We start from the raw sequence: 17,838 nt of genomic DNA on the forward strand, positions 1-17,838 counted from the left end.
CCGGCGGAACCGGCGGCGTGCTGGGCGCCGGGGGGCAGGGCGGACCGGGCAGCCTGTTGGGAGGCCATTCGGGGGCAACCGGCGAGGCCGGTGGCCAAGCCGCCATCGACCTCGAAGTCGAAGGCACCCGGCCAAAGGTTTACGTCGCCGTCGGTGACGGACAGATGGTGCAGGTGTCCGTGGACACCGGATCTACCACCACCTTGATCCCGCTCGCCGATGTGGATCTGGAGTCGTTAGGTCCGTCCACCGGTTCCGGCATATACACGTTCGGAACGCCCGAACAGGAAACCGTCGTGCATTACGACACATATACGACGTCGCTGAACTTCGGCCACGGAATCATCACCAGACCCATGACCATCGGGCGTCATCACCTCCGAAACATTCAACGGGGTGCCGGACACGCCGGAAGGCCTTCTCGGCATCGGAGCCAACACGACGAGTCTGCCGCATTTCCAGACCAGCGCCGTGCAGCAGCTGCCTGGAATCCTCGGCCAAGGAGTGCTCATCAACCAACCTGGCGAGGAGATGGTCTTCGGTCCCAATCCGGGGAACCCCTTTGCCGCGGTTTCCGGAGCGCCGATCACCAACCAATTCCAAATATCGGTCAACGGTGGGGCTTTCCAGCCGACCAGCGGCGCGTACGTCGACAGCGGCGGCGTAGACGGGGACATTCCGGAAGCCCTCGTCCCAGGTTATTCGGTGGGCGAGTACCTGCCCGCTGGGACGACCATTACGGTCCGGGTTCCCGGGCCGACCGAGACGGGCTACACCACGCTATACACCGAAACCGTCAGTGCGTCTCCGGATGCCGTACAGGTCACGGCGGGTCACTTCAACACCGGCAATTACATCTTCACGCAGATGCCCATTTACTTCTCCTACAGCCCCACCGGCGGGACGATATTCTTCAATCTGCCGTCGACCGACTAGGTCGCGACGCGGAGTCTTCGGTGTCTCGAGTTACGCACCACCCCAACGACTTTGACGCAAGTCGCAGCGTGCCCGCTGGCTCCGGCGCCCAGAGATCGGTGAGGCCTCCAAGTTTTGCGCAAGAATTGCGCAAACTCCCGAGGTTAATTTCAACCCGAACCGAGAACGGGTCGATCAGGAAGTCGATCGACCCTCGTCAATCGGATCCGAAGGGATTCTGGGGAGGAAAATCCATGTCAACCACACGTTCATCCATACCGCCGCTGCTGATGTGCGCCGCCACCGCCTTCATCACCGTCGCCGTGCCGGCGCCCGCGGAGGCTGCCCCGGACACCTGCGTTTCGGGTTACGTATGGCGCGAAGCCCGGCCCAGTGACCACGTCTGCGTCACGCCCGCGGTGCGCACCCGCACCCAGCAGGAAAATGCCAACCCCACCAACCACCGGTCGCCCAACGGCGGCGCCTACGGTCCGAACACCTGCGTCAACGGTTACGTCTGGCGCGAGGCATTCGACGGCGACACCATCTGCGTCACTCCCGACGAGCGCTCGGCGACGTTGGCGGACAACGCCGCTGCGGCATCCCGGGTCGCAGCGCCACAGTCCCCCGCTGGTGGGAATGTGGTGTTCGAGGTGTTCGGGCCTGGCGACGTCTACTCCGTCGTCACCGACCCCGATACCGGTCTTTACAGCAATGCGTCGCTTCCCTTCAGGCGCACCACCACCGTGGGCGCCGACGTCACGATGCTGCAGGTAGTCGCGACCGGCAAGCAATCCAATCCTGGATGCCGCATCACGCTGAACGGCAAGGTGGTAGCCGAGAAACCGGTCGGTGGAGACGCGCACTGCATTTACACACGCTGACAAGCCGTCCCGAGTTGACGCAGAATCCCCGGCCCCGGCCGGGGTTTCTCATGAATGCTTATCGATGTATTCGCCGGCGTCCTTGTCGCGGTTGTCGACACCTTTGGTCGCTTCGCGTTCGGCATGAAACCGCAACCATTGCATGGCCAGCTCGTTCCGGAGCTCCAGCGAGGCGCTCTTGATGAAGTCCGGCATGGCCTCACGCTCTTCCTCGTCTAGGTGTTTGCCGTTCTGCTCGCGTGCCTCGTGAACGGCCTCGAACCACTCGGTGCTGCCAGGCTCGAGCCGGCGTGACCGGCGGACCGCGTCACGGATCGCGTTGTGGTCGGTGATGGCGTCTTCGGTCTCGTCCTCCGGGTCACCCTCGGGATTGCTGGGGTGGTCATGCCCGCCGTGCTTGAGTAGCGCCGGGTAGAACACCGCTTCTTCAGCCTCGGCATGAACGTCGAGGCGGGCACTGAGGACATTCCAGATGGCTGCGAAGTCGTCGTCCGATGACGCATCGTCGAGGCGGAAGAACTGACGCCGGATCCAGTCGTGATCGGCGTAGATGAGGTCGATGATGTCCGCCATGGTTCAGTAATTCACCCTCGGCGCGCCGGCCAAACTGTGACTACCCTCGCCAGATCGCGACCCAGCGTCATTCCCGTCACGATTCACTAATCGCCGCAACGATTTTGACGTCGGCGATGATATATATGCCAGGCATGGGGTGGCACCGGTGAGGCGTTTGCTGACGTCAATCGCATTGGCGTCGCTAGTGGTTGCCGGCGCAATCGCGCCGGTAAAAGCCATAGCGGCAGAAGAATCCACCGCTGCCACGGTATTGACCATAAACCCGGCCTTTTTGCCGCTGCCCTCCAACTGGTTACGCGGCGAGTTATTTGCGGCGCCGAACGTGAAAGTCAAAGTCCCCTACACAAATCTGCCCAACGCCTATTTCGTGCACCAGGGATCAGACGTGCTCAACCAGTTGTTGCACTCCACGCCGGGCCGCAAGATCGTCCTCGGCCACAGCGAAGGCGCGCAAGTGGAAGACGACTGGCTGCGCCGGTACGGTCCGGGTAGCGACATCGATCCCGCGACGGTGACATTCGTTCTCACCGGCGATCCGGAGAACAAGTACGGGGGCTGCACCACCATTCCCAACAGCGGATGCACCGCCGCATATGGCGGCCGGGGATTTCCGGCCGATACCCGCTACACGGTCAAAGTGTTGACGCGTCAATACGATTTCTGGGCGGACTGCCCGGCCGACCTGTCCAATTCCGTCGCGCTTTTCAACCGAGTGGCGTCCAACTTCGTTGCCGGCAAAGGGGAATTGCGGGGCCCGCACCTGGATTACAGCAATCTCAGCCTGACCGATCCCGGAAACAAGTCGTACGTCGAGGGCAACGCCACCTACATCCTGGGAGCGCCCGCCACGTACTACCTGCCGATGGTCACCTGGCGGATCGAGTCGGCCGAGAACAAGAGGATTCACGATCTGCAGTGGCGCCCGATGGTCGAATCGGCCTACCACCGCCCGATGGGGACGGTCGATCCACCCGCCTGATCACTCGCGATCCCGTCCGGCGGCCAGCTTGCGGATCGTCTGCACCTCACCGTCCGCGAACGGCCGCCCGTCCGGCTGCAACAGGTCGGCGAACCACTGCTTGGGCACCGTGGTCGCCGGGTGGTCCCACGAACTCCATGGGAAATAGGTCTGAGTCTTGCCGGCGACCAGGCCCCAGTTGAACGCGCCGACGTTGTGCCGCCTGGCGATCGGCAGAATTCCCTCCACCGTGCTGCCCAGTGACCGGGCCAGGTACTCGGTGCAGATGATCGGACGCCCGAGTGGCGCCAGTTCACCGATGCGGCCCTCGAACTCTCCCGGAGGGGCGTAGCTGTGGAACGTGATCACGTCGGCGTTGTCGAGCTGGATTCCGGCGATGGCGCTGCGAGCGCCGGTATCTCCCCAATTGCCCTGCCACACACCGCTTGTCAACGGTTGCACCGGATCCACCGCGCGTGCCCAGCGGAATACCTGGGGGAGCAGCGCCGCAACCCGGTCCAGCTTGTCCTTGCGCTCCACCTTGCGGTACTCGCGCGCCGGGTTGTCGGGTTCGTTCCACAGGTCCCAACCCAGCACGCGGTCGTCGTTGCGGAACTGGCTCAACACCCCGGTGACGTATTCCTGCATGACGCCGACGTAGCGCGGATCGTCGATGTGTTCGGCGCCCGGCCCCTGCACCCAGCCGGAGTTGTGCACGCCCGGCCGGGGCGCGCGCTGGCGGCCTACCCGGGGAAACGGGTCCCAGCAGGAGTCGAACAACACGAACAGCGGCTTGATGCCGTGGCTTGCGGCGATGCCGACGAACTGCGCCAGCCGGGATTGGAAACCGGCCCGGTCCTGCGCCCACAGCTGGTCGTGCAGGAACACCCGCACCGTGTTGAACCCGTGGAACCGCGCCGCGCCCAACTCGTTGTCGATGCGCCGCGGGTCATAGGTGCCGGCCTGGAACATCTCGAGCTGGTTGATGGCTGTCGAGGTGGTGTAGTTGACGCCGACCAGCCAGCCCTGGGCCTGATACCAGTTGTGCGCACGGTCGGCCGGCCAGCGGCCCGCCTCGGCGGAGGCGCGTGGCGTCCGGCCTAGCGCTGTGGCGGCCGCCAGCGCCAAGGGCAGCTTGAGAGCGGTTCGGCGTTGCACCCAGCGACGGTAAGTTCGGAACCCGGCGCACGCCGCGCGGCATACCGGCCCGCGACCCTTTGAGGGTGGAAATTGTTATCCCGCTGTCACTTTCGGGATGAGCGAGCTAGCGCAGTTTGCGGCCGTAGCTGTCGGTGACGCTGCCGGTGAAGATCATGATCGCGTCGATGAAGCCCCAGATGGCGACGCCGAGGAACACCGGTAGGCCGATGATGCAGAAGACGGTGAAGAGCAGACCGGACAGGCCGAGGCACAGCTGAATCACCGCGATCTGGGTGGAATCCAGATAGAAGCGACCGACGCCGAAGGCGCCGAAAAACAGCTGAAGGAGTCCGGCGGTGGTGGAGGACTTGTCCGACAGCGGCATCCCGGTGGCCGGGTCACGTCCGAACGGCGCCTGCGGATCGACGGCGTAACCCGGATAGCCCGGATATTGCGGGACGGGCGGAACGGGTGGGTACTGCGGCGGCTGCGGTGGCTGGTAGCCGTAGGGCTGCTGGCCCCAGGGCGGCTGCTGCTCGGAGTTTCCGGGGTAATTCGGCGATCCCATCGGCTCTACCTAACCACTGACGATCAGCGGAAGCGAGATCATGCCCGCGCCGCCGGTGACGACCAGAACCCAGCGGCCATCGACGGGCAGCTTGACCTCGATCGGGAAGATCGCGAAACCGAGTTCGGCGGTGGTGGCGGCCTCGGGCAACTCGAACTCGATGTTCAGCGGCTCGTCATCGGTGGGCGGGCGGATCTCCACCTCGACGCGCCGCTCCGGGCTGCCGGTCTCCGCCTGGGTCAGTACCACGAGCAGGAACTGGGCCAGCCGATCGTCCTCGACCGAGAATCGGAGCAGCACGCCGCCCGAGACGTTGAGTTTGTTGTCCGTCGCCGAAGCAGCTTCGGCCAAAAAGGCCCCGACTATCACTGGCTGAAACTACCGCTGCGGCCTGAGAGAAGCACGGCCGAGGGCCGGGTGGCTACTGCTGAGGCTGCGGTGCACCACCGCCGTACCCCAGCTGGGACGCGGTGTAGCGGGCGCCGTCGGTCACCGGCACCGCCTGCACCGCCGTCCCGTAGGCACAGATCTCGGTCCACACATCACCGAGCTCGGTCGTGTCGAAGCGCATTGCCACGATGGCGTTGCCGCCCTTGGCGCGGGCCTCGTTGATCAGCCGGGCCATCGCCTCATTACGGCTCTCGGCCAGGTTCTTGGTCATGCCCTGCAACTCGCCGCCGAACATCGATTTGAACCCGGCGCCGAACTGCGCGAACGCATTTCGGGACCGCACGGTCAGTCCGAAGACTTCGCCGCAGACGCGCTGGATTTCCCAACCGGGGATGTCATTGGTTGTGACGACGAGCACCGGCATGCCTTTCTGTCAGGACGAACGGGGTGTCGGTTCCCGCTGCAGGCTACCGCTCAGGCTGGATGCGCGACGCATTCTGCGATCGTTCGCGCCGCGACGCGGACCTGCTCGCCGAGGTCGGCGACCTGCGTACCGCTGAGTTCGGTGAACGGTGCGGCGCTGACAGACATGGTGACGATGCCGTCCGCATCGAAGACGGGCGCGGAAATGGTGGCGATGTTGTGCAGGCTCGGTTCGGTGAGCTCGGCGGCCACCATGTCGATGACCGTCAGGTCGGCCAGTGCGCGTGCCAATCGCACCGTGATGGCGTCCGGTTCCCCGTCGGTGCCCAGTGCGCGCAACGCGGTGTATACCCGGATGTACTCCCGGCTGAGGCGTTCGATGACGTAGCCGCGCTCGCGGATCTCGTTGAGAACGACGCTGATTCGGCGCGACATGGCGGGCGTCGGCTTGCCCGCACCCGCCAGCCAGGTGTGCTGCGCGGCGGTGGAGCTCCACGCCAGATAATCGCGGCCGAAGGGCGCAACAAGCGGCATCCGCAAGCCCCGGTCGACATGTATGCCCGATGCGGTCTCACCCGCGCTGTCGATCACCACGATCGAATTGGCCTCCCGCCGGGCCAGAAACACCTGCGCTCCGATCGATTCGGCGAGGCTCTGCAGTGTTCCGTGGTGCCTGAGCTCGGGGGCCGGTGTGCTCAACGAGGTGATGCCCGGACCCCACGAGTAGGCGCCGGTGGGAGCCCGCACCACCCACTCGCGGCTGGTCAGAGTGCTCATGATGGCGTGACCAGTGGCGCGGCTGATGTGCAGCTCGCGGCTGATCTCGGCGAGGGTGAATCCGCGCGCGGGCTGGGATGCGAGCAGCTCCATGATGGCGACCACCCGCGCGGTGGGAGGGGATGCGGGTTGACGTTGCGTGGCGTCCCCGTCTAGCGTTGCCGTCATATTTTCGAATGCTATATCGATTATTCGACATAGGAAAAGGTTCGGGAGTGCAGCGGTGGAAGCAGCGGGCGTCGGGATCACTGACCAGATCGACTTCGATGACCTGACGTCGCCCCGGTTGACCGACGTCCAGCGCCAGATCCTGGAATACACCGAGAGCCGCCACGTCGAGTTCGACATCGACAAGATGCTCGCCGAAGCGCGCGACCACGCGGGTGCCTCGGATCTCGACGACACCGATGGCTTCACGGGCCGGCTGCGGGCGCACGTGGCCGCGATCGACAACGACGAGGGGCTGCGCCAACTCTCCCGGTCCACGCTGCGGCAGCGGGTCGTGCGGTTGCTGCGCAACCGGTTGTCGCTGACCGACCTGATCAAGCGGTATCCGGAGATCGAGTCGATACCGATCGAGAACCCGATCATCGTCGTCGGGATGCCGCGCTCGGGCACGACACACCTGGTCAACCTCATCGCCGCCGACCCCCGCCGGCGCGCGCTGCCCTACTGGGAGAGTCAGGATCCGATCCCCGCCCCGGGCGAGGGGCCGGACACGTTCGGCGTGGATCCGCGCTACACGCGGTGCAAGCAGGAACACGACGCGCTCATGGTCAGCGCCCCGGTGGTGGCCGCGATGCACGACCGCTTCCCGGAGGCCATCGAGGAGGAAGTCGAGATCCTCGACCTGGACCTGGCCTCGTACGTGCTCGAATGGCATGCGCGCGTGCCGGATTGGCGAGACTACTATCTGGCCCTGGACCAGCAGAGGCATTACCGGTACCTGCGAAAAGTGCTGCAGGCGCTGACCTTTCTCCGCGGCCCACGCACCTGGGTGCTCAAGAGCCCGCAGCATTGCGAACAACTCGGCCCGCTCATGGCGACGTTCCCAGACGCCACCGTCGCCTTCACGCATCGCGATCCGGTCGCGGTGATCCAGTCAGCGATCACCATGATGGCCTACTCCGACCGGCTGCGCCGGACCAGCATCGAACCTGACTGGCTGTTGGACTACTGGAGCGACCGCGTGCACCGGCTGCTCAGCGCGTGCGTGCGGGACCGGGATCTGGTGCCGGCCGAACGAAGCATCGACATCAGCTTCCACCAGCTCAACGGCAACGAAATGTCGCTGCTGAGTGAGCTCTACCGCCGTGCCGGCACGGAACTGACCGACAAGGTGCAGCGGCGCTTCCAGAAGTACCTGGACGGCAATCCCCGCGGTAAGCACGGCCGGATCCGTTACGACCTGCAACGCCACTTCGGTATCTCGCCCGACGAACTCCGCGCGCGCTTCGACTTCTACTTCGACAGGTTCGACGTCCGCGCCGAATGAAGGAGACGCCGAATGAAGGAGGCACCGAATGAAGGAGGCACATGACATCCGAACCCGTGTATCGAAGCCGCCCGGGCGCCGACGCCATGCGCCCGGCGTCCGCGGAGAGGGCCGAGCAGATCGCCCCCGGACTCTGGTGCTCCCCGGGATTGTCCAACGCCTATCTGCTGACCACCGATGAAGGCCGGGTGATCGTCAACACCGGGATGGGCTTCGAGGGGCCGGTGCACCGGGCCAATTTCGACGCCGTCGACTCCTCGCCGGTGCGCTACATCATCTTCACGCAAGGCCATGTCGACCATGTCGGCGGACTGGACAGCGTCCGCGACCCCGACACCACCGTTGTCGCACAGGCGAACTGGAAGTTGTGGCGCGACGACAACGAACGTCTCATCCCGTATCGCGCCAGCCGCAGCGCCTTCGCCTTCAAAGACACGCTCGCCACCGGCATTCAGGCCATCCAGCAGCGACTGGGCACCAGAAAGCTGCCCGGACAGAGTGTTCCCACCGTCGATCTCGAGTTCGACGACACGCTGACCCTGCAGCTGGGCACCCGCCGCTTGGAACTGATCGCCGTGCCCGGCGGAGAAACCAACGACTCGCTGCTTGTGTGGCTACCCGAAGAGCGAATCTGCCTGTGCGGAAACACCTTCGGTCCTATCTTCGGACATATCCCCAACCTGGTCACCATCCGCGGCGACCGGTACCGCGACGCTCTGACGGCGATCGCATCGGTGGAAAGGGTGCGCGAGCTGCAACCCGAGCTGTTGGTCACCGGCCACTTCGGCCCGATCGCCGGCGCGGAGCGCATCCAATCGGAACTGACCAGGCTGCGCAACGCAATTCAGCACATCCACGACCAGACCGTCGCCGGCATGAACGCCGGCAAAGACGTCCGCACCCTGATGCGGGAGATCACCCTGCCCCCGGAACTCGAAGTGGGACAGGGCTATGGCAAGGTTCCCTGGGACGTGCGGGCCATCTGGGAGAACTATTCCGGATGGTTTCACCACCGCTCGACCACTGAGCTCTATCCGGTCGGATTCGACGAGGTGGCCGCCGACATCGTCGAACTCGCCGGCGCCGACGCGCTCGTCGACCGTGCACGGGCCCACCTGTGCGCTGGCCGGCCACTGCACGCCATCCACCTCGCCGAGCTCGTCGCCCGCGACCACCCGGGAGCCCGTGAAGTGCTCAGAGAAGCCCACGAAGACCTACTGGCAGCCAGCGAAAACTTCTGGGAGACAGCCTGGCTCAAGCAACAGATAGCGAGCAACTCATGACCGCACGGGTCAGTTTCGACTTCACCGGAACCACCGCCCTGATCACCGGCGGCACCAGCGGCATCGGTCACGGGATCGCCAGCCTGTTCCGGGATGCCGGTGCCCGGGTCACCGTCACCGGAACCAGGTCCGACGCCGGCGAATACGACACCGATCTGTCCGGTATGACGTACCACCAGTTGCAGATCACCGACCCGGCCTCCGTTGACGCGCTGACGGGGCGGTTCCCCGAACTCGACGTGCTGGTGAACAACGCCGGTGCGAATTTCCCTGGGGGACTCGATGAATCGAAGCCGGACGGTTTCGCGGCATCGGTCGAGCTCAACCTGACCGGGCCATACCGGCTCACGGTCGGGCTGCGCCGCGCGCTGCAGGCCTCGACGGCCGCCGGTGGCGCCAGCGTGGTCAACCTGGCCTCGATGTCGGCGCTGCGCGCCGTCCCACTGGTCCCCGGCTACGGAGCCGCCAAGGCCGGAATCATCTGTGTGACAAGGAACCTTGCCGTGAAGTGGGCGTCCCGCGGGATCCGGGTGAACGCGGTGGCGCCGGGTGCCGTCGAGACCCCGATGACCGCGCCGATGCTTTCGGTGACCGAACTGATGGACACCGAACTGGGGCACATCCCGCTGCAGCGGTTCGGAAAGGTCGGCGAGATAGCGCCCACGGTAGCCTTCTTGTGCACCGAACAAAGCAGTTACACCACCGGTGCGGTGTTCGTCGTCGACGGCGCATCGGACTGCATCTGAGGACGGAATATGGCGCTCGCACTTCGACCCGAAGACCTGTACCACACCGGCATCGTGGTACCCGACCTCGACGCCGCGATGGCCCGGTTCACCGCGCTGGCCGGTTATCGGTGGATCAAGCCGATGTGCTTTACGCTGCCCTTCCGCACTGCTACGGGCACCCGTGAACTGACCTCGAACTTCGTCTACTCCGTGCAGAGCCCGTACTTGGAACTGATCCAGGAGACACCGGGGACACCGTGGGTGGCGGCACCAGGAAACACCGTCCATCACCTGGGCTACTTCGCGGATGACCTCGCCGCGACGGGGAAGGCATTGGAGGACAACGGGTTCACCCTCGAAATGACCGCCGATGTGCCGGGCTCGACACTCGGCATGTTCGCCTACTACGTCGACGCCGGCGGGACGCGCATCGAGATCGTCGACCGAGCGCTGTTCGGCGACTTTCCCGCCTTCCTGCAGTCGATGGCCCAGTAGCCGATCATGATCCTCACGGTGCTGCGGTTCAACTTCGCTTCGCCGCAGGGCAATCCGCGCAAGCAGAGTGAATTGCTCAATGCGGCTCTGGAACTGGCGGAGTTCGGGGAGTCGCGCGGGATCACCACGGTCAGCGTAGACGAACACCACGCCACCGGGCACGGCTGGAGCTGCAATCCGATCATGGCCGCGTCGATGTTCCTGGCGCGAACGTCGACCATGATCGCCAGCGTGGACTGCGCGCTGGGTCCGCTGTGGAATCCGGTCCGACTGGCCGAGGACATCGCGCTCGTGGACAACATGAGCCGCGGCCGGCTGCACACCACGGTGGGTCTGGGTTACCGCACAGTCGAATTCGACTCACTCGGAGTGGACTTCACGCGGCGCGGCAAGCTGATGGACGCTCTGGTCGAGCGAATGCTCGCTGTCTGGTCCGGCGTGGAAGACGGCGTCTGCACCGGAACCTGGACCAGGCCGCATCCGCCGTTGTATGTGGGCGGCGGCTCGCGCGCCACGGCGCGGCGCGCGGCGCGGTTCGGGCTTCCGCTCAGCCTGGCCGACCACCTGCCCGACGTCGCGGCCCACTATCGCGAATTGTGCGCCGAAGCCGGCGTCAAACCGTTCGTCATCATGCCCGGGCCGGTCAACCGCGGAATGATCTACCTGCATGAGGACCCTGACCGGGCCTGGGCCGAGTTGGGCGGGCACATCCTCTGGGAAGCGGTCACCTACGGCGGCTGGTCCACGGACGAACGGTCTCTGATGCATCTGCCCGGAGTCCAGACTCTCGAGGAGGTGAGGGCGTCTGGGCGGTACCGCTTCCTGACGCCTGACCAGCTGATCGCCGAGGTCCGCGATGCCGATTACTACGGCCCGGTGGTGCTACACCCGCTGGTCGGGGGGATGCCCGTCGAGGAGGCGTGGAAGTCGGTGCAGCTGCTCACCGACGTGGTGCTGCCCGCGCTGGCCTGAGGTCTCGCGGGCCGCGGCGGCCCTGCCCTGGTGTGGCGAGCGCCCGCGTGTTGCCGCGGACACGCCGCGGCGGCTGGCATTTTGGGGTCGCTCGCGCCGGGGCGGGCCGGAAACTTACAGCCCGAACGACGGCGCAGAAGGCGGCGCGAACTCGGTCACCAGCACCGGAAGCGAGATCGCACCGGTCCCACCGGTCACCACCAGCACCCAGCGACCGTCGCTGGGAAGTTGCAGTTGCAGCTCGAAGAACGCGAACCCGGGGAACTCGGCGACGGACGCTTCGGGCACCTCGAACTCCAACCGGATCGGGTCCTCGTCCGTCGGCGGCCGCATCTCGATCTTGAGCGTGCGGTCGGTGTTACCCGGCTCCGCCTGGGTCAGCACCACCAGCACGAACCGGGCCGAGCGGTCGGGTCCGAGCGCAAACCGGGACAGCACCCCACCCGAGACATTGAGTTTGTTGTCGACGACAGCAGCCGCATCGGCCAGGAAAGCGCCCGTAAGTATCACGCCGCTGAACCTACCGCAGCACCTGAAGGCGCCGAACTCCGCTTACTTTTCGGGCACAACGAGCAATACTGAGCGCATGCCTGATCGCAACGTGCTGGGTGGCCCGTTGGAACCGTGCGGCACCGAGCCGGTCACCGGCTTCTACCGGGACGGCTGCTGTTCCACCGGCGACGAGGACCGCGGATTGCACACCATCTGTGCTGTCGTGACCGCCGAGTTTCTCCAGCACCAGCGGTCGATCGGCAACGACCTGTCGACGCCGGTCCCCGAGTACCGGTTTCCCGGGCTGCTGCCGGGCGACCGCTGGTGCGTCACCGCGCGCAACTGGCTGCGGGCCCACAACGACGGGTGCGCCGCTCCGGTGGTGCTGGCCTCCACCCACGAGCGCACCCTCGAGGTGGTGCCACTCGAGGTCCTGCAAGAACACGCGGTCGACGTGCCGGACGATCTGGCGAATCTGTAAGTCAGGGGACTTCGGTCGAGTACAGCCAGGCATCCCACAGCGGACGCAGCGACTCGTCGCTGTAGTTGGCCGCCAGCCCGGTGAAGTCCTCGGTGCTGGCGGTGCCGTGCCGATACCGGGCTGTCCAATCCTTGAGCAGCGCAAAGAAATTCTCGTCACCCAGCTGACCCCGCAGCGCGTGCAGGGTCAAGGCGCCGCGCTTGTACACCCGGTCGTCGAACATGTGCCGCGGCCCGGGGTCGGCCAGCAGCAGATCCTGCGGCTTCTGGCGCAGCTGTCCCAGGTGGTAACGGGCAAGGGCGACGGTGGTGGACCCGCCGCTGCGCTCCGACCACAACCACTCGGCGTAGGACGCGAACCCTTCGTGCAGCCAGATGTCGCGCCACCGCCGCGCGGTCACCGAGTTGCCGAACCACTGGTGCGCCAGCTCGTGCGCGATGAGCCGCTCGCTGGCCCGCGTGCCCGTGCAGTGATTGGCGCCGAAGATCGAAATGCCCTGCGCCTCAAGCGGAATCTCTAGTACGTCGTCGGTCACCACGACCGTGTATCCGTCGGCGAGCGGATAGGGGCCGAACAACTCGATGAACAACTCCATCATGTCGGGCTGGCGCGCGAAGTCGTGGTCGAAGTTGTCCCGGAGGCGTTCGGGCAGCGCCGCGCGGATCGCCACCGGTGTCCTGGCCAGCCGGATCGACTCGTACACACCGATTTGCAGGGTGACGAGGTAGGTCGACGTCGGCTCGGGTTGCTCATAGGTCCAGACGGTCTGCGAAGCCCGCGCCCGGGACGACACCAGCTTGCCGTTGGCGATGGCCCGGTACCCGCTCTCGGTGCTGATCTGGATACGGAAGGCTGCCTTCGCGCTGGGATGGTCGTTGCAGGGGAACCAGGATGCGGCCCCGTTGGGTTGCCCGGCGACCAGGGCGCCGTCGGTCAACTCCTCGAATCCCACTTCGCCCCACAGGGTTCGGAGCGGCTTGGGGCTGCCGCCGTACCGCACCACCACGGTCATCGCGGCGCCGGTCGGCAACTTCGAGTCCAGCGTGATGCGCAACTTACCGCCCCGGCAGCCGAATCGGGCGGCGCGTTTGCCGTTCACCGAGACCCTCGACACCGACAGCGCGCTCGACAGGTCGAGGGCGAACTCGCCCAACTCGGCCACCGTCACCGCCGTGATGGTCGCGGTGCCCGAGAGCCGATTGATCGCGACCTTGTATTCGAGGTCGAGCTCGTAGCGCGAGACCGTGTAGCCGAAGTTGCCGTTCTGCGGCAGGTATGGGTCCACACCCTGCTGCTTGGCCGGTGACTTCACGCGGCGTTGTCCTTGACGTCCGCCGCGTTCTTGCGGCCCTTCTTGCGACTCACCCACGGCCGGACCGGATTGCCTTGCCAGCGAGTCGATCCTGGTACCTCGTCACCACGCACCACCAGCGACGCCGGGCCGACGGAGGCTCCGGCACCCACCCGCGCGGCCGGCAGCGCGACGCAGTGCGGGCCCAGCGTGGCGCCCGGTTCCAGCACCACGCTGTCCATCCGCATGATCCGGTCGTGGAACAGATGGGTCTGCACCACGCACCCGCGGTTCACCGTGCTGCCCTCCCCGAGCACCACCAGATCCGCCTCGGGCAGCCAGTACGTCTCGCACCACGACCCGCGCCCCACCGCCGCACCCAGCCCGCGCAGCCACAGGTTCATCACCGGCGTACCGCTGGCGGCGCGCGCAAACCACGGCGCCGCAACGGTTTCCACGAATGTGTCGGCCAACTCGTTGCGCCACACGAACGACGACCACAGCGGGAACTCACCGGCCCGGATCCGCCCCACCAGCGCCCATTTCGCCGCGACCGTCACCAGGCCCGCGACCGCGCCCGCCGCCAGCAACACCAGGCCTCCGGCCAGCGCCGCCCACCAGATCCCGAAAGTGATTGTCAGCGCCTGCAATGCGCCCAATACCGCCACCCCGATCGCGACCGTCACCACCACCGGTAACAGCCGGCAGATCTCCACCGCGGCCCGCATCACCTTCAACCGGGTCGGGGGATGGTAGGTCGTCTCCTCGTCGGCTTCGGCGGGCCGTCGGCGCAACCGCATCGGGGGACTGCCCAGCCACGACGAGCCCCGCTTGGCCTTCGGCGGCGTCGCCGACAACACGGCGACCAGACCGTCGTCGGGAACCCGGCGGCCCGGCTGGGTGATGCCCGAGTTGCCCAGGAACGCGCGCCGCCCGACGGTGGTCTCGGCCGCGTAGATCCAGCCGCCGCCAAGCTCGTACGAGGCGACCATGGTGTCGTCGGCCAGGAAGGCGCCGTCCTCGATGACGGCAAACTTGGGGGTGAGCAATACCGTCGAGATCTCGGTGCCCCGGCCCACCCGGGTTCCCAGGATGCGCAACCAGACCGGGGTGAACAGGCTGGCGTACAGCGGGAACAGATACGTGCGGGCCGCGTCCATCAACCGTTCGGTGGTCCACAGCTGCCAACCGACCCGGCTGCGCACCGGGTGATAGCCCTCGCGCAATCCGATCGACAGCAGCCGAACGGCGATCACGGTCACCAACGCGTACGCGGCGAACCCGGCCAGCGCCGCCGGCGGCGTCCACCGCAGCGCGGGCAGCACCGCCTGCGACAAGGTCTGGGTGTGCCGGACGGCCAGCCCGATGATGGCCAGGCCCCCGACCAGGGCCAGCAGCGGCAACCCGGCCAGCACCAGGGAGGTGACCCCGTAACCGGCCACCCAGTACGACTTGCGTGCCGGTCGTTCGTCCGGCCAGGGGTGATTCACCCGGCCGGACTTGGCCGCCGGCGAGCCTTTCCAGTACTGACCGTTCTTGATCTTGGCGGTCACCCCCGAGCCCGGCGCCACGTCGGCGTTCTTGCCGACGACCGCGCCGGGCAGCAAGGTGGTGCGGGCGCCGATCGTCGCGTCGTTACCGATCGTGATGTCGCCGACGTGGAACACATCTCCGTCCACCCAGTGACCGCGCAGGTCCACCTCGGGCTCGATCGCGCTGCGTTCCCCGACGCTCAGCAGGCCGGTCACCGGCGGCACCGAATGCAGGTCAACACCCTTTCCGATCTCGGCGCCCAGCGCGCGGGCGTAGTAGACGAGCCACGGTGCGCCGGCCAGGTTCTCCGCGCCGCCGGCTTCGGCCAGTCGTTCGGCGAACCACACCCGCAGATGCACCGACCCGCCGCGGGGGTAGCTGCCGGGTTTGACGTCCCGCAACAGCAACCGGGCGAACAGCACCGCGATCCCCATCCGGCCCAGCGGTGTGACAAACAAGAGGAACGCGATCGCCACCCACCACCAGCTCACCGCCACGGTCCAGGGCACCAGATGCAGAGCACGGGCGATGTTGTTCCCCAGCGCGAGCCAGGTAACCCACTGCAGCGCCGTCAGCGTCGCCAGCGGCACCGTCAGCATGGTCTGGATCAGCTGGGTCAGGCGGGGCGTCGGCTTCACCACCCGCTCGTGCACCTGCGGCGGCGGGCCGAGCTCGTCGAGAAATCCGGCGAGCGATCCCAGGCGGGGATGGTCGTACAGGTCGGCGACGGTGATCTGGGGGTATTGCTGTCGCAGGGTGGAGACCAGCTGCGCGGCGGCCAGTGAACCGCCGCCGAGGGCGAAGAAGTCGGCCTCCTGGCCGGTTACGGTGGCGCCGAGCAGATCCCGCCACATCTCGGCCAGCCGGCCCGCGGTGCCGGCCAGGTCGGGGGCCTCCTCGGTGTCGCTGCTTCCGGGCGGCGGCCACGGCAGCGCATCGCGATCGACCTTGCCCGACGTGCGGGTGGGCAACTCGTCGATGAGGACCAGCCGCGGCACCAGCGCCGCGGGCAGATGACCGGCAAGTTCGTTGCGCGCGTTGGCAATATCGAAGGACGGGTCCGCGCTCACCACATAACCCACCAGCACCGCTGTGCCGCCGGCGGTCCGGCGGACCGCGGCCGCGCCCCCGCTGACCCCGGCCAGATTGACCAGCGCGGAGTCCACCTCGCCGAGTTCGATGCGCCGGCCTCCGACCTTGACCTGATCGTCGGCGCGCCCGCAGAAGTACAGCCCGTCCGCCTCCAGCCGCACCAGATCGCCGCTGCGGTATGCGCGCTTCCAGCCGAGTGTCGGCATGGCAGCGTACTTTTCGGCGTCCTTGTCCTCGTCGAGGTAGCGGGCCAGGCCGACGCCTCCGATCACGAGCTCGCCCGTCTCGCCGTAGTCGACCTGGCGGCCCTCGCCGTCCACCACGGCCAGGTCCCACCCGCGCAACGGCAACCCGATGCTGATCGGGCCGGAACCGTCCAGGCGTGCGGCGCAGGCCACCACGGTCGCTTCGGTGGGACCGTAGGTGTTCCACACCTCGCGACCCTCTACCGCCAACCGTTCCGCAAGGTCCGGCGGGCACGCCTCGCCACCGAAGATCAACAGCCGCACGGCTTCCAGCGCCTCGGCGGGCCACAGCGCCGCGAGCGAGGGCACCGTCGAGACCACCGTGACGTCGCGAGTGACCAGCCAGGGCCCCAGGTCCATCCCGCTGCGCACCAGCGACCGCGGCGCGGGAACCAGGCAGGCGCCGTGCCGCCACGCCAGCCACATCTCCTCGCACGATGCGTCGAACGCCACCGACAGCCCGGCCAGCACCCGATCACCGGGCCCGATCGGGCTGTCCTGGCAGAACATCTGCGCTTCGGCGTCGACGAACGCGGCGGCGCTGCGGTGGCTGACGGCGACGCCCTTGGGGGTGCCGGTGGATCCGGAGGTGAAGATGATCCAGGCGTCGTCGCGGGCCAGCGGTGCCTCGGCACGCCAGCCCCGGGATGCGCCCTGGGTGCGCTCGATGCCCTTGTCGGTGATGACCGCGACGACGTTGGCCTCCCCGAAGACCAGCTCGGCCCGTTCGTCGGGGTCGTCGGCGTCGACGGGCACATAGGCGGCGCCGGCGGCCAGCACGGCCAGGATCGCGGTGTAGAGCGAGTAGCTGCCCGAGGGCATCCGGATGCCGATCCGGTCGCCGCGCCCGATACCGCGGGCGGCCAGCCAGGCGACGCTGTCGGTCATGTCCTCGATCAGCTCGCTGTAGGTGAGCTGGACTTCTCCGTCGTCGATTGCCACGGCGTCCGGGTAGCGGGCGGCGGTCGCCCGGATGATGTCGATCAGCGTGCGCGGACTCGGTGCGTCAGCCGACAGCAGGTACTGCGCGGGGATCTCGGGCACTCATGGAACCCTACCTACGTCGCCGCCGCGTCGAGAGCGCCGCGACGCGCTCGCAC

At 66.8% G+C, this 17,838-nt stretch carries 18 protein-coding genes and 1 pseudogene; 10 read left to right on the top strand and 9 right to left on the bottom strand.

What is annotated here, in order from left to right; translation table 11 throughout:
- Positions 1–17: 17 nt before the first annotated feature.
- The 3 genes and pseudogenes from AO501_RS40870 to AO501_RS30000 form a co-directional block, all read left to right on the top strand.
- Positions 18–353, top strand: a pseudogene (locus AO501_RS40870) (PE family protein); the annotation flags it as partial.
- Between the two features lie 43 nt (positions 354–396).
- Entirely contained in the window at positions 397–936 is a 540-nt protein-coding gene (locus AO501_RS29995) for a hypothetical protein (protein ID WP_055581218.1), read from the top strand.
- Positions 937–1,169: 233 nt separating this feature from the next.
- Positions 1,170–1,799, top strand: a complete 630-nt coding sequence (locus tag AO501_RS30000) for an MmpS family transport accessory protein (protein ID WP_055581219.1) — start codon at positions 1,170–1,172, stop codon at positions 1,797–1,799.
- A gap of 48 nt (positions 1,800–1,847) precedes the next feature.
- On the opposite strand, the gene AO501_RS30005 is transcribed toward AO501_RS30000, so the two are convergent.
- Positions 1,848–2,372: a hemerythrin domain-containing protein gene (locus AO501_RS30005; protein WP_055581220.1), complete on the bottom strand. Its 525-nt coding sequence runs from the start codon at positions 2,370–2,372 to the stop codon at positions 1,848–1,850.
- A 325-nt stretch (positions 2,373–2,697) separates the two neighbouring features.
- Between AO501_RS30005 and AO501_RS30010 the strand changes: the two genes are divergently transcribed.
- Positions 2,698–3,354 carry a PE-PPE domain-containing protein gene (locus AO501_RS30010; RefSeq protein ID WP_231752659.1) on the top strand — a complete coding sequence of 219 codons (657 nt, stop codon included), beginning with the start codon at positions 2,698–2,700 and terminating at the stop codon, positions 3,352–3,354.
- Here the strand turns inward: AO501_RS30010 and AO501_RS30015 are convergent, their stop codons facing one another.
- The 5 genes from AO501_RS30015 to AO501_RS30035 all read right to left on the bottom strand — a co-directional run bounded on the left by AO501_RS30015 (position 3,355) and on the right by AO501_RS30035 (position 6,799).
- The gene (locus AO501_RS30015; RefSeq protein WP_055581221.1) at positions 3,355–4,491 is read right to left on the bottom strand and encodes a cellulase family glycosylhydrolase; all 1,137 of its coding nucleotides are present in this window, start codon (positions 4,489–4,491) and stop codon (positions 3,355–3,357) included.
- Positions 4,492–4,597: 106 nt separating this feature from the next.
- Positions 4,598–5,041 carry a TM2 domain-containing protein gene (locus AO501_RS30020; RefSeq protein WP_055581222.1) on the bottom strand — a complete coding sequence of 148 codons (444 nt, stop codon included), beginning with the start codon at positions 5,039–5,041 and terminating at the stop codon, positions 4,598–4,600.
- Between the two features lie 9 nt (positions 5,042–5,050).
- Positions 5,051–5,410, bottom strand: coding sequence for a hypothetical protein (locus AO501_RS30025; RefSeq protein ID WP_055581223.1), 360 nt, complete (start codon positions 5,408–5,410; stop codon positions 5,051–5,053).
- Positions 5,411–5,462: 52 nt separating this feature from the next.
- Positions 5,463–5,849 (bottom strand): YbjQ family protein, encoded by a 387-nt coding sequence (locus AO501_RS30030; RefSeq protein ID WP_055581244.1) that lies wholly within the window; start codon positions 5,847–5,849, stop codon positions 5,463–5,465.
- Between the two features lie 56 nt (positions 5,850–5,905).
- Positions 5,906–6,799 (bottom strand): helix-turn-helix domain-containing protein, encoded by an 894-nt coding sequence (locus tag AO501_RS30035; RefSeq protein WP_055581224.1) that lies wholly within the window; start codon positions 6,797–6,799, stop codon positions 5,906–5,908.
- 55 nt (positions 6,800–6,854) lie between these two features.
- Between AO501_RS30035 and AO501_RS30040 the strand changes: the two genes are divergently transcribed.
- The 5 genes from AO501_RS30040 to AO501_RS30060 are packed head-to-tail and all read left to right on the top strand — an operon-like array spanning position 6,855 to position 11,604.
- Positions 6,855–8,126, top strand: coding sequence for a sulfotransferase family protein (locus AO501_RS30040; RefSeq protein WP_055581225.1), 1,272 nt, complete (start codon positions 6,855–6,857; stop codon positions 8,124–8,126).
- 41 nt (positions 8,127–8,167) lie between these two features.
- Positions 8,168–9,409: an MBL fold metallo-hydrolase gene (locus AO501_RS30045; protein ID WP_055581226.1), complete on the top strand. Its 1,242-nt coding sequence runs from the start codon at positions 8,168–8,170 to the stop codon at positions 9,407–9,409.
- Positions 9,406–10,155 (top strand): SDR family NAD(P)-dependent oxidoreductase, encoded by a 750-nt coding sequence (locus AO501_RS30050; RefSeq protein ID WP_055581227.1) that lies wholly within the window; start codon positions 9,406–9,408, stop codon positions 10,153–10,155. The genes AO501_RS30045 and AO501_RS30050 overlap by 4 nt, the downstream gene beginning before the upstream one ends.
- A 9-nt stretch (positions 10,156–10,164) precedes the next feature.
- The gene (locus AO501_RS30055; RefSeq protein ID WP_055581228.1) at positions 10,165–10,632 is read left to right on the top strand and encodes a VOC family protein; all 468 of its coding nucleotides are present in this window, start codon (positions 10,165–10,167) and stop codon (positions 10,630–10,632) included.
- 6 nt (positions 10,633–10,638) lie between these two features.
- Entirely contained in the window at positions 10,639–11,604 is a 966-nt protein-coding gene (locus tag AO501_RS30060; protein ID WP_055581229.1) for an LLM class flavin-dependent oxidoreductase, read from the top strand.
- A 114-nt stretch (positions 11,605–11,718) separates the two neighbouring features.
- Here AO501_RS30060 and AO501_RS30065 read toward each other — a convergent pair whose 3' ends face one another.
- Positions 11,719–12,114, bottom strand: coding sequence for a hypothetical protein (locus AO501_RS30065; protein WP_055581230.1), 396 nt, complete (start codon positions 12,112–12,114; stop codon positions 11,719–11,721).
- Between the two features lie 76 nt (positions 12,115–12,190).
- Here AO501_RS30065 and AO501_RS30070 point away from each other — a divergent pair, with 76 nt between their 5' ends.
- On the top strand, positions 12,191–12,577 hold the full coding sequence (locus AO501_RS30070; protein WP_055581231.1) for a DUF2237 family protein: 387 nt from the start codon (positions 12,191–12,193) through the stop codon (positions 12,575–12,577).
- Between the two features lies 1 nt (position 12,578).
- Here AO501_RS30070 and AO501_RS30075 read toward each other — a convergent pair whose 3' ends face one another.
- Entirely contained in the window at positions 12,579–13,889 is a 1,311-nt protein-coding gene (locus AO501_RS30075) for a M1 family metallopeptidase (RefSeq protein WP_055581232.1), read from the bottom strand.
- Positions 13,886–17,782: a Pls/PosA family non-ribosomal peptide synthetase gene (locus AO501_RS30080; protein ID WP_055581233.1), complete on the bottom strand. Its 3,897-nt coding sequence runs from the start codon at positions 17,780–17,782 to the stop codon at positions 13,886–13,888. Before AO501_RS30080 ends, AO501_RS30075 begins: the two co-directional genes overlap by 4 nt.
- Between the last annotated feature and the right edge of the window lie 56 nt (positions 17,783–17,838).

It is taken from the genome of Mycobacterium gordonae, from assembly GCF_001417955.2.
GTDB lineage: Bacteria > Actinomycetota > Actinomycetes > Mycobacteriales > Mycobacteriaceae > Mycobacterium > Mycobacterium gordonae_B.

Bases quoted from the DNA above. Each gene is read 5' to 3' on its own strand.
- AO501_RS30000 (WP_055581219.1), top strand. From the start codon at position 1,170: ATGTCAACCACACGTTCATCCATACCGCCGCTGCTGATGTGCGCCGCC.
- AO501_RS30005 (WP_055581220.1), bottom strand. From the start codon at position 2,372: ATGGCGGACATCATCGACCTCATCTACGCCGATCACGACTGGATCCGG.
- AO501_RS30020 (WP_055581222.1), bottom strand. From the start codon at position 5,041: ATGGGATCGCCGAATTACCCCGGAAACTCCGAGCAGCAGCCGCCCTGG.
- AO501_RS30035 (WP_055581224.1), bottom strand. From the start codon at position 6,799: ATGACGGCAACGCTAGACGGGGACGCCACGCAACGTCAACCCGCATCC.
- AO501_RS30045 (WP_055581226.1), top strand. From the start codon at position 8,168: ATGACATCCGAACCCGTGTATCGAAGCCGCCCGGGCGCCGACGCCATG.
- AO501_RS30050 (WP_055581227.1), top strand. From the start codon at position 9,406: ATGACCGCACGGGTCAGTTTCGACTTCACCGGAACCACCGCCCTGATC.
- AO501_RS30055 (WP_055581228.1), top strand. From the start codon at position 10,165: ATGGCGCTCGCACTTCGACCCGAAGACCTGTACCACACCGGCATCGTG.
- AO501_RS30060 (WP_055581229.1), top strand. From the start codon at position 10,639: ATGATCCTCACGGTGCTGCGGTTCAACTTCGCTTCGCCGCAGGGCAAT.
- AO501_RS30070 (WP_055581231.1), top strand. From the start codon at position 12,191: ATGCCTGATCGCAACGTGCTGGGTGGCCCGTTGGAACCGTGCGGCACC.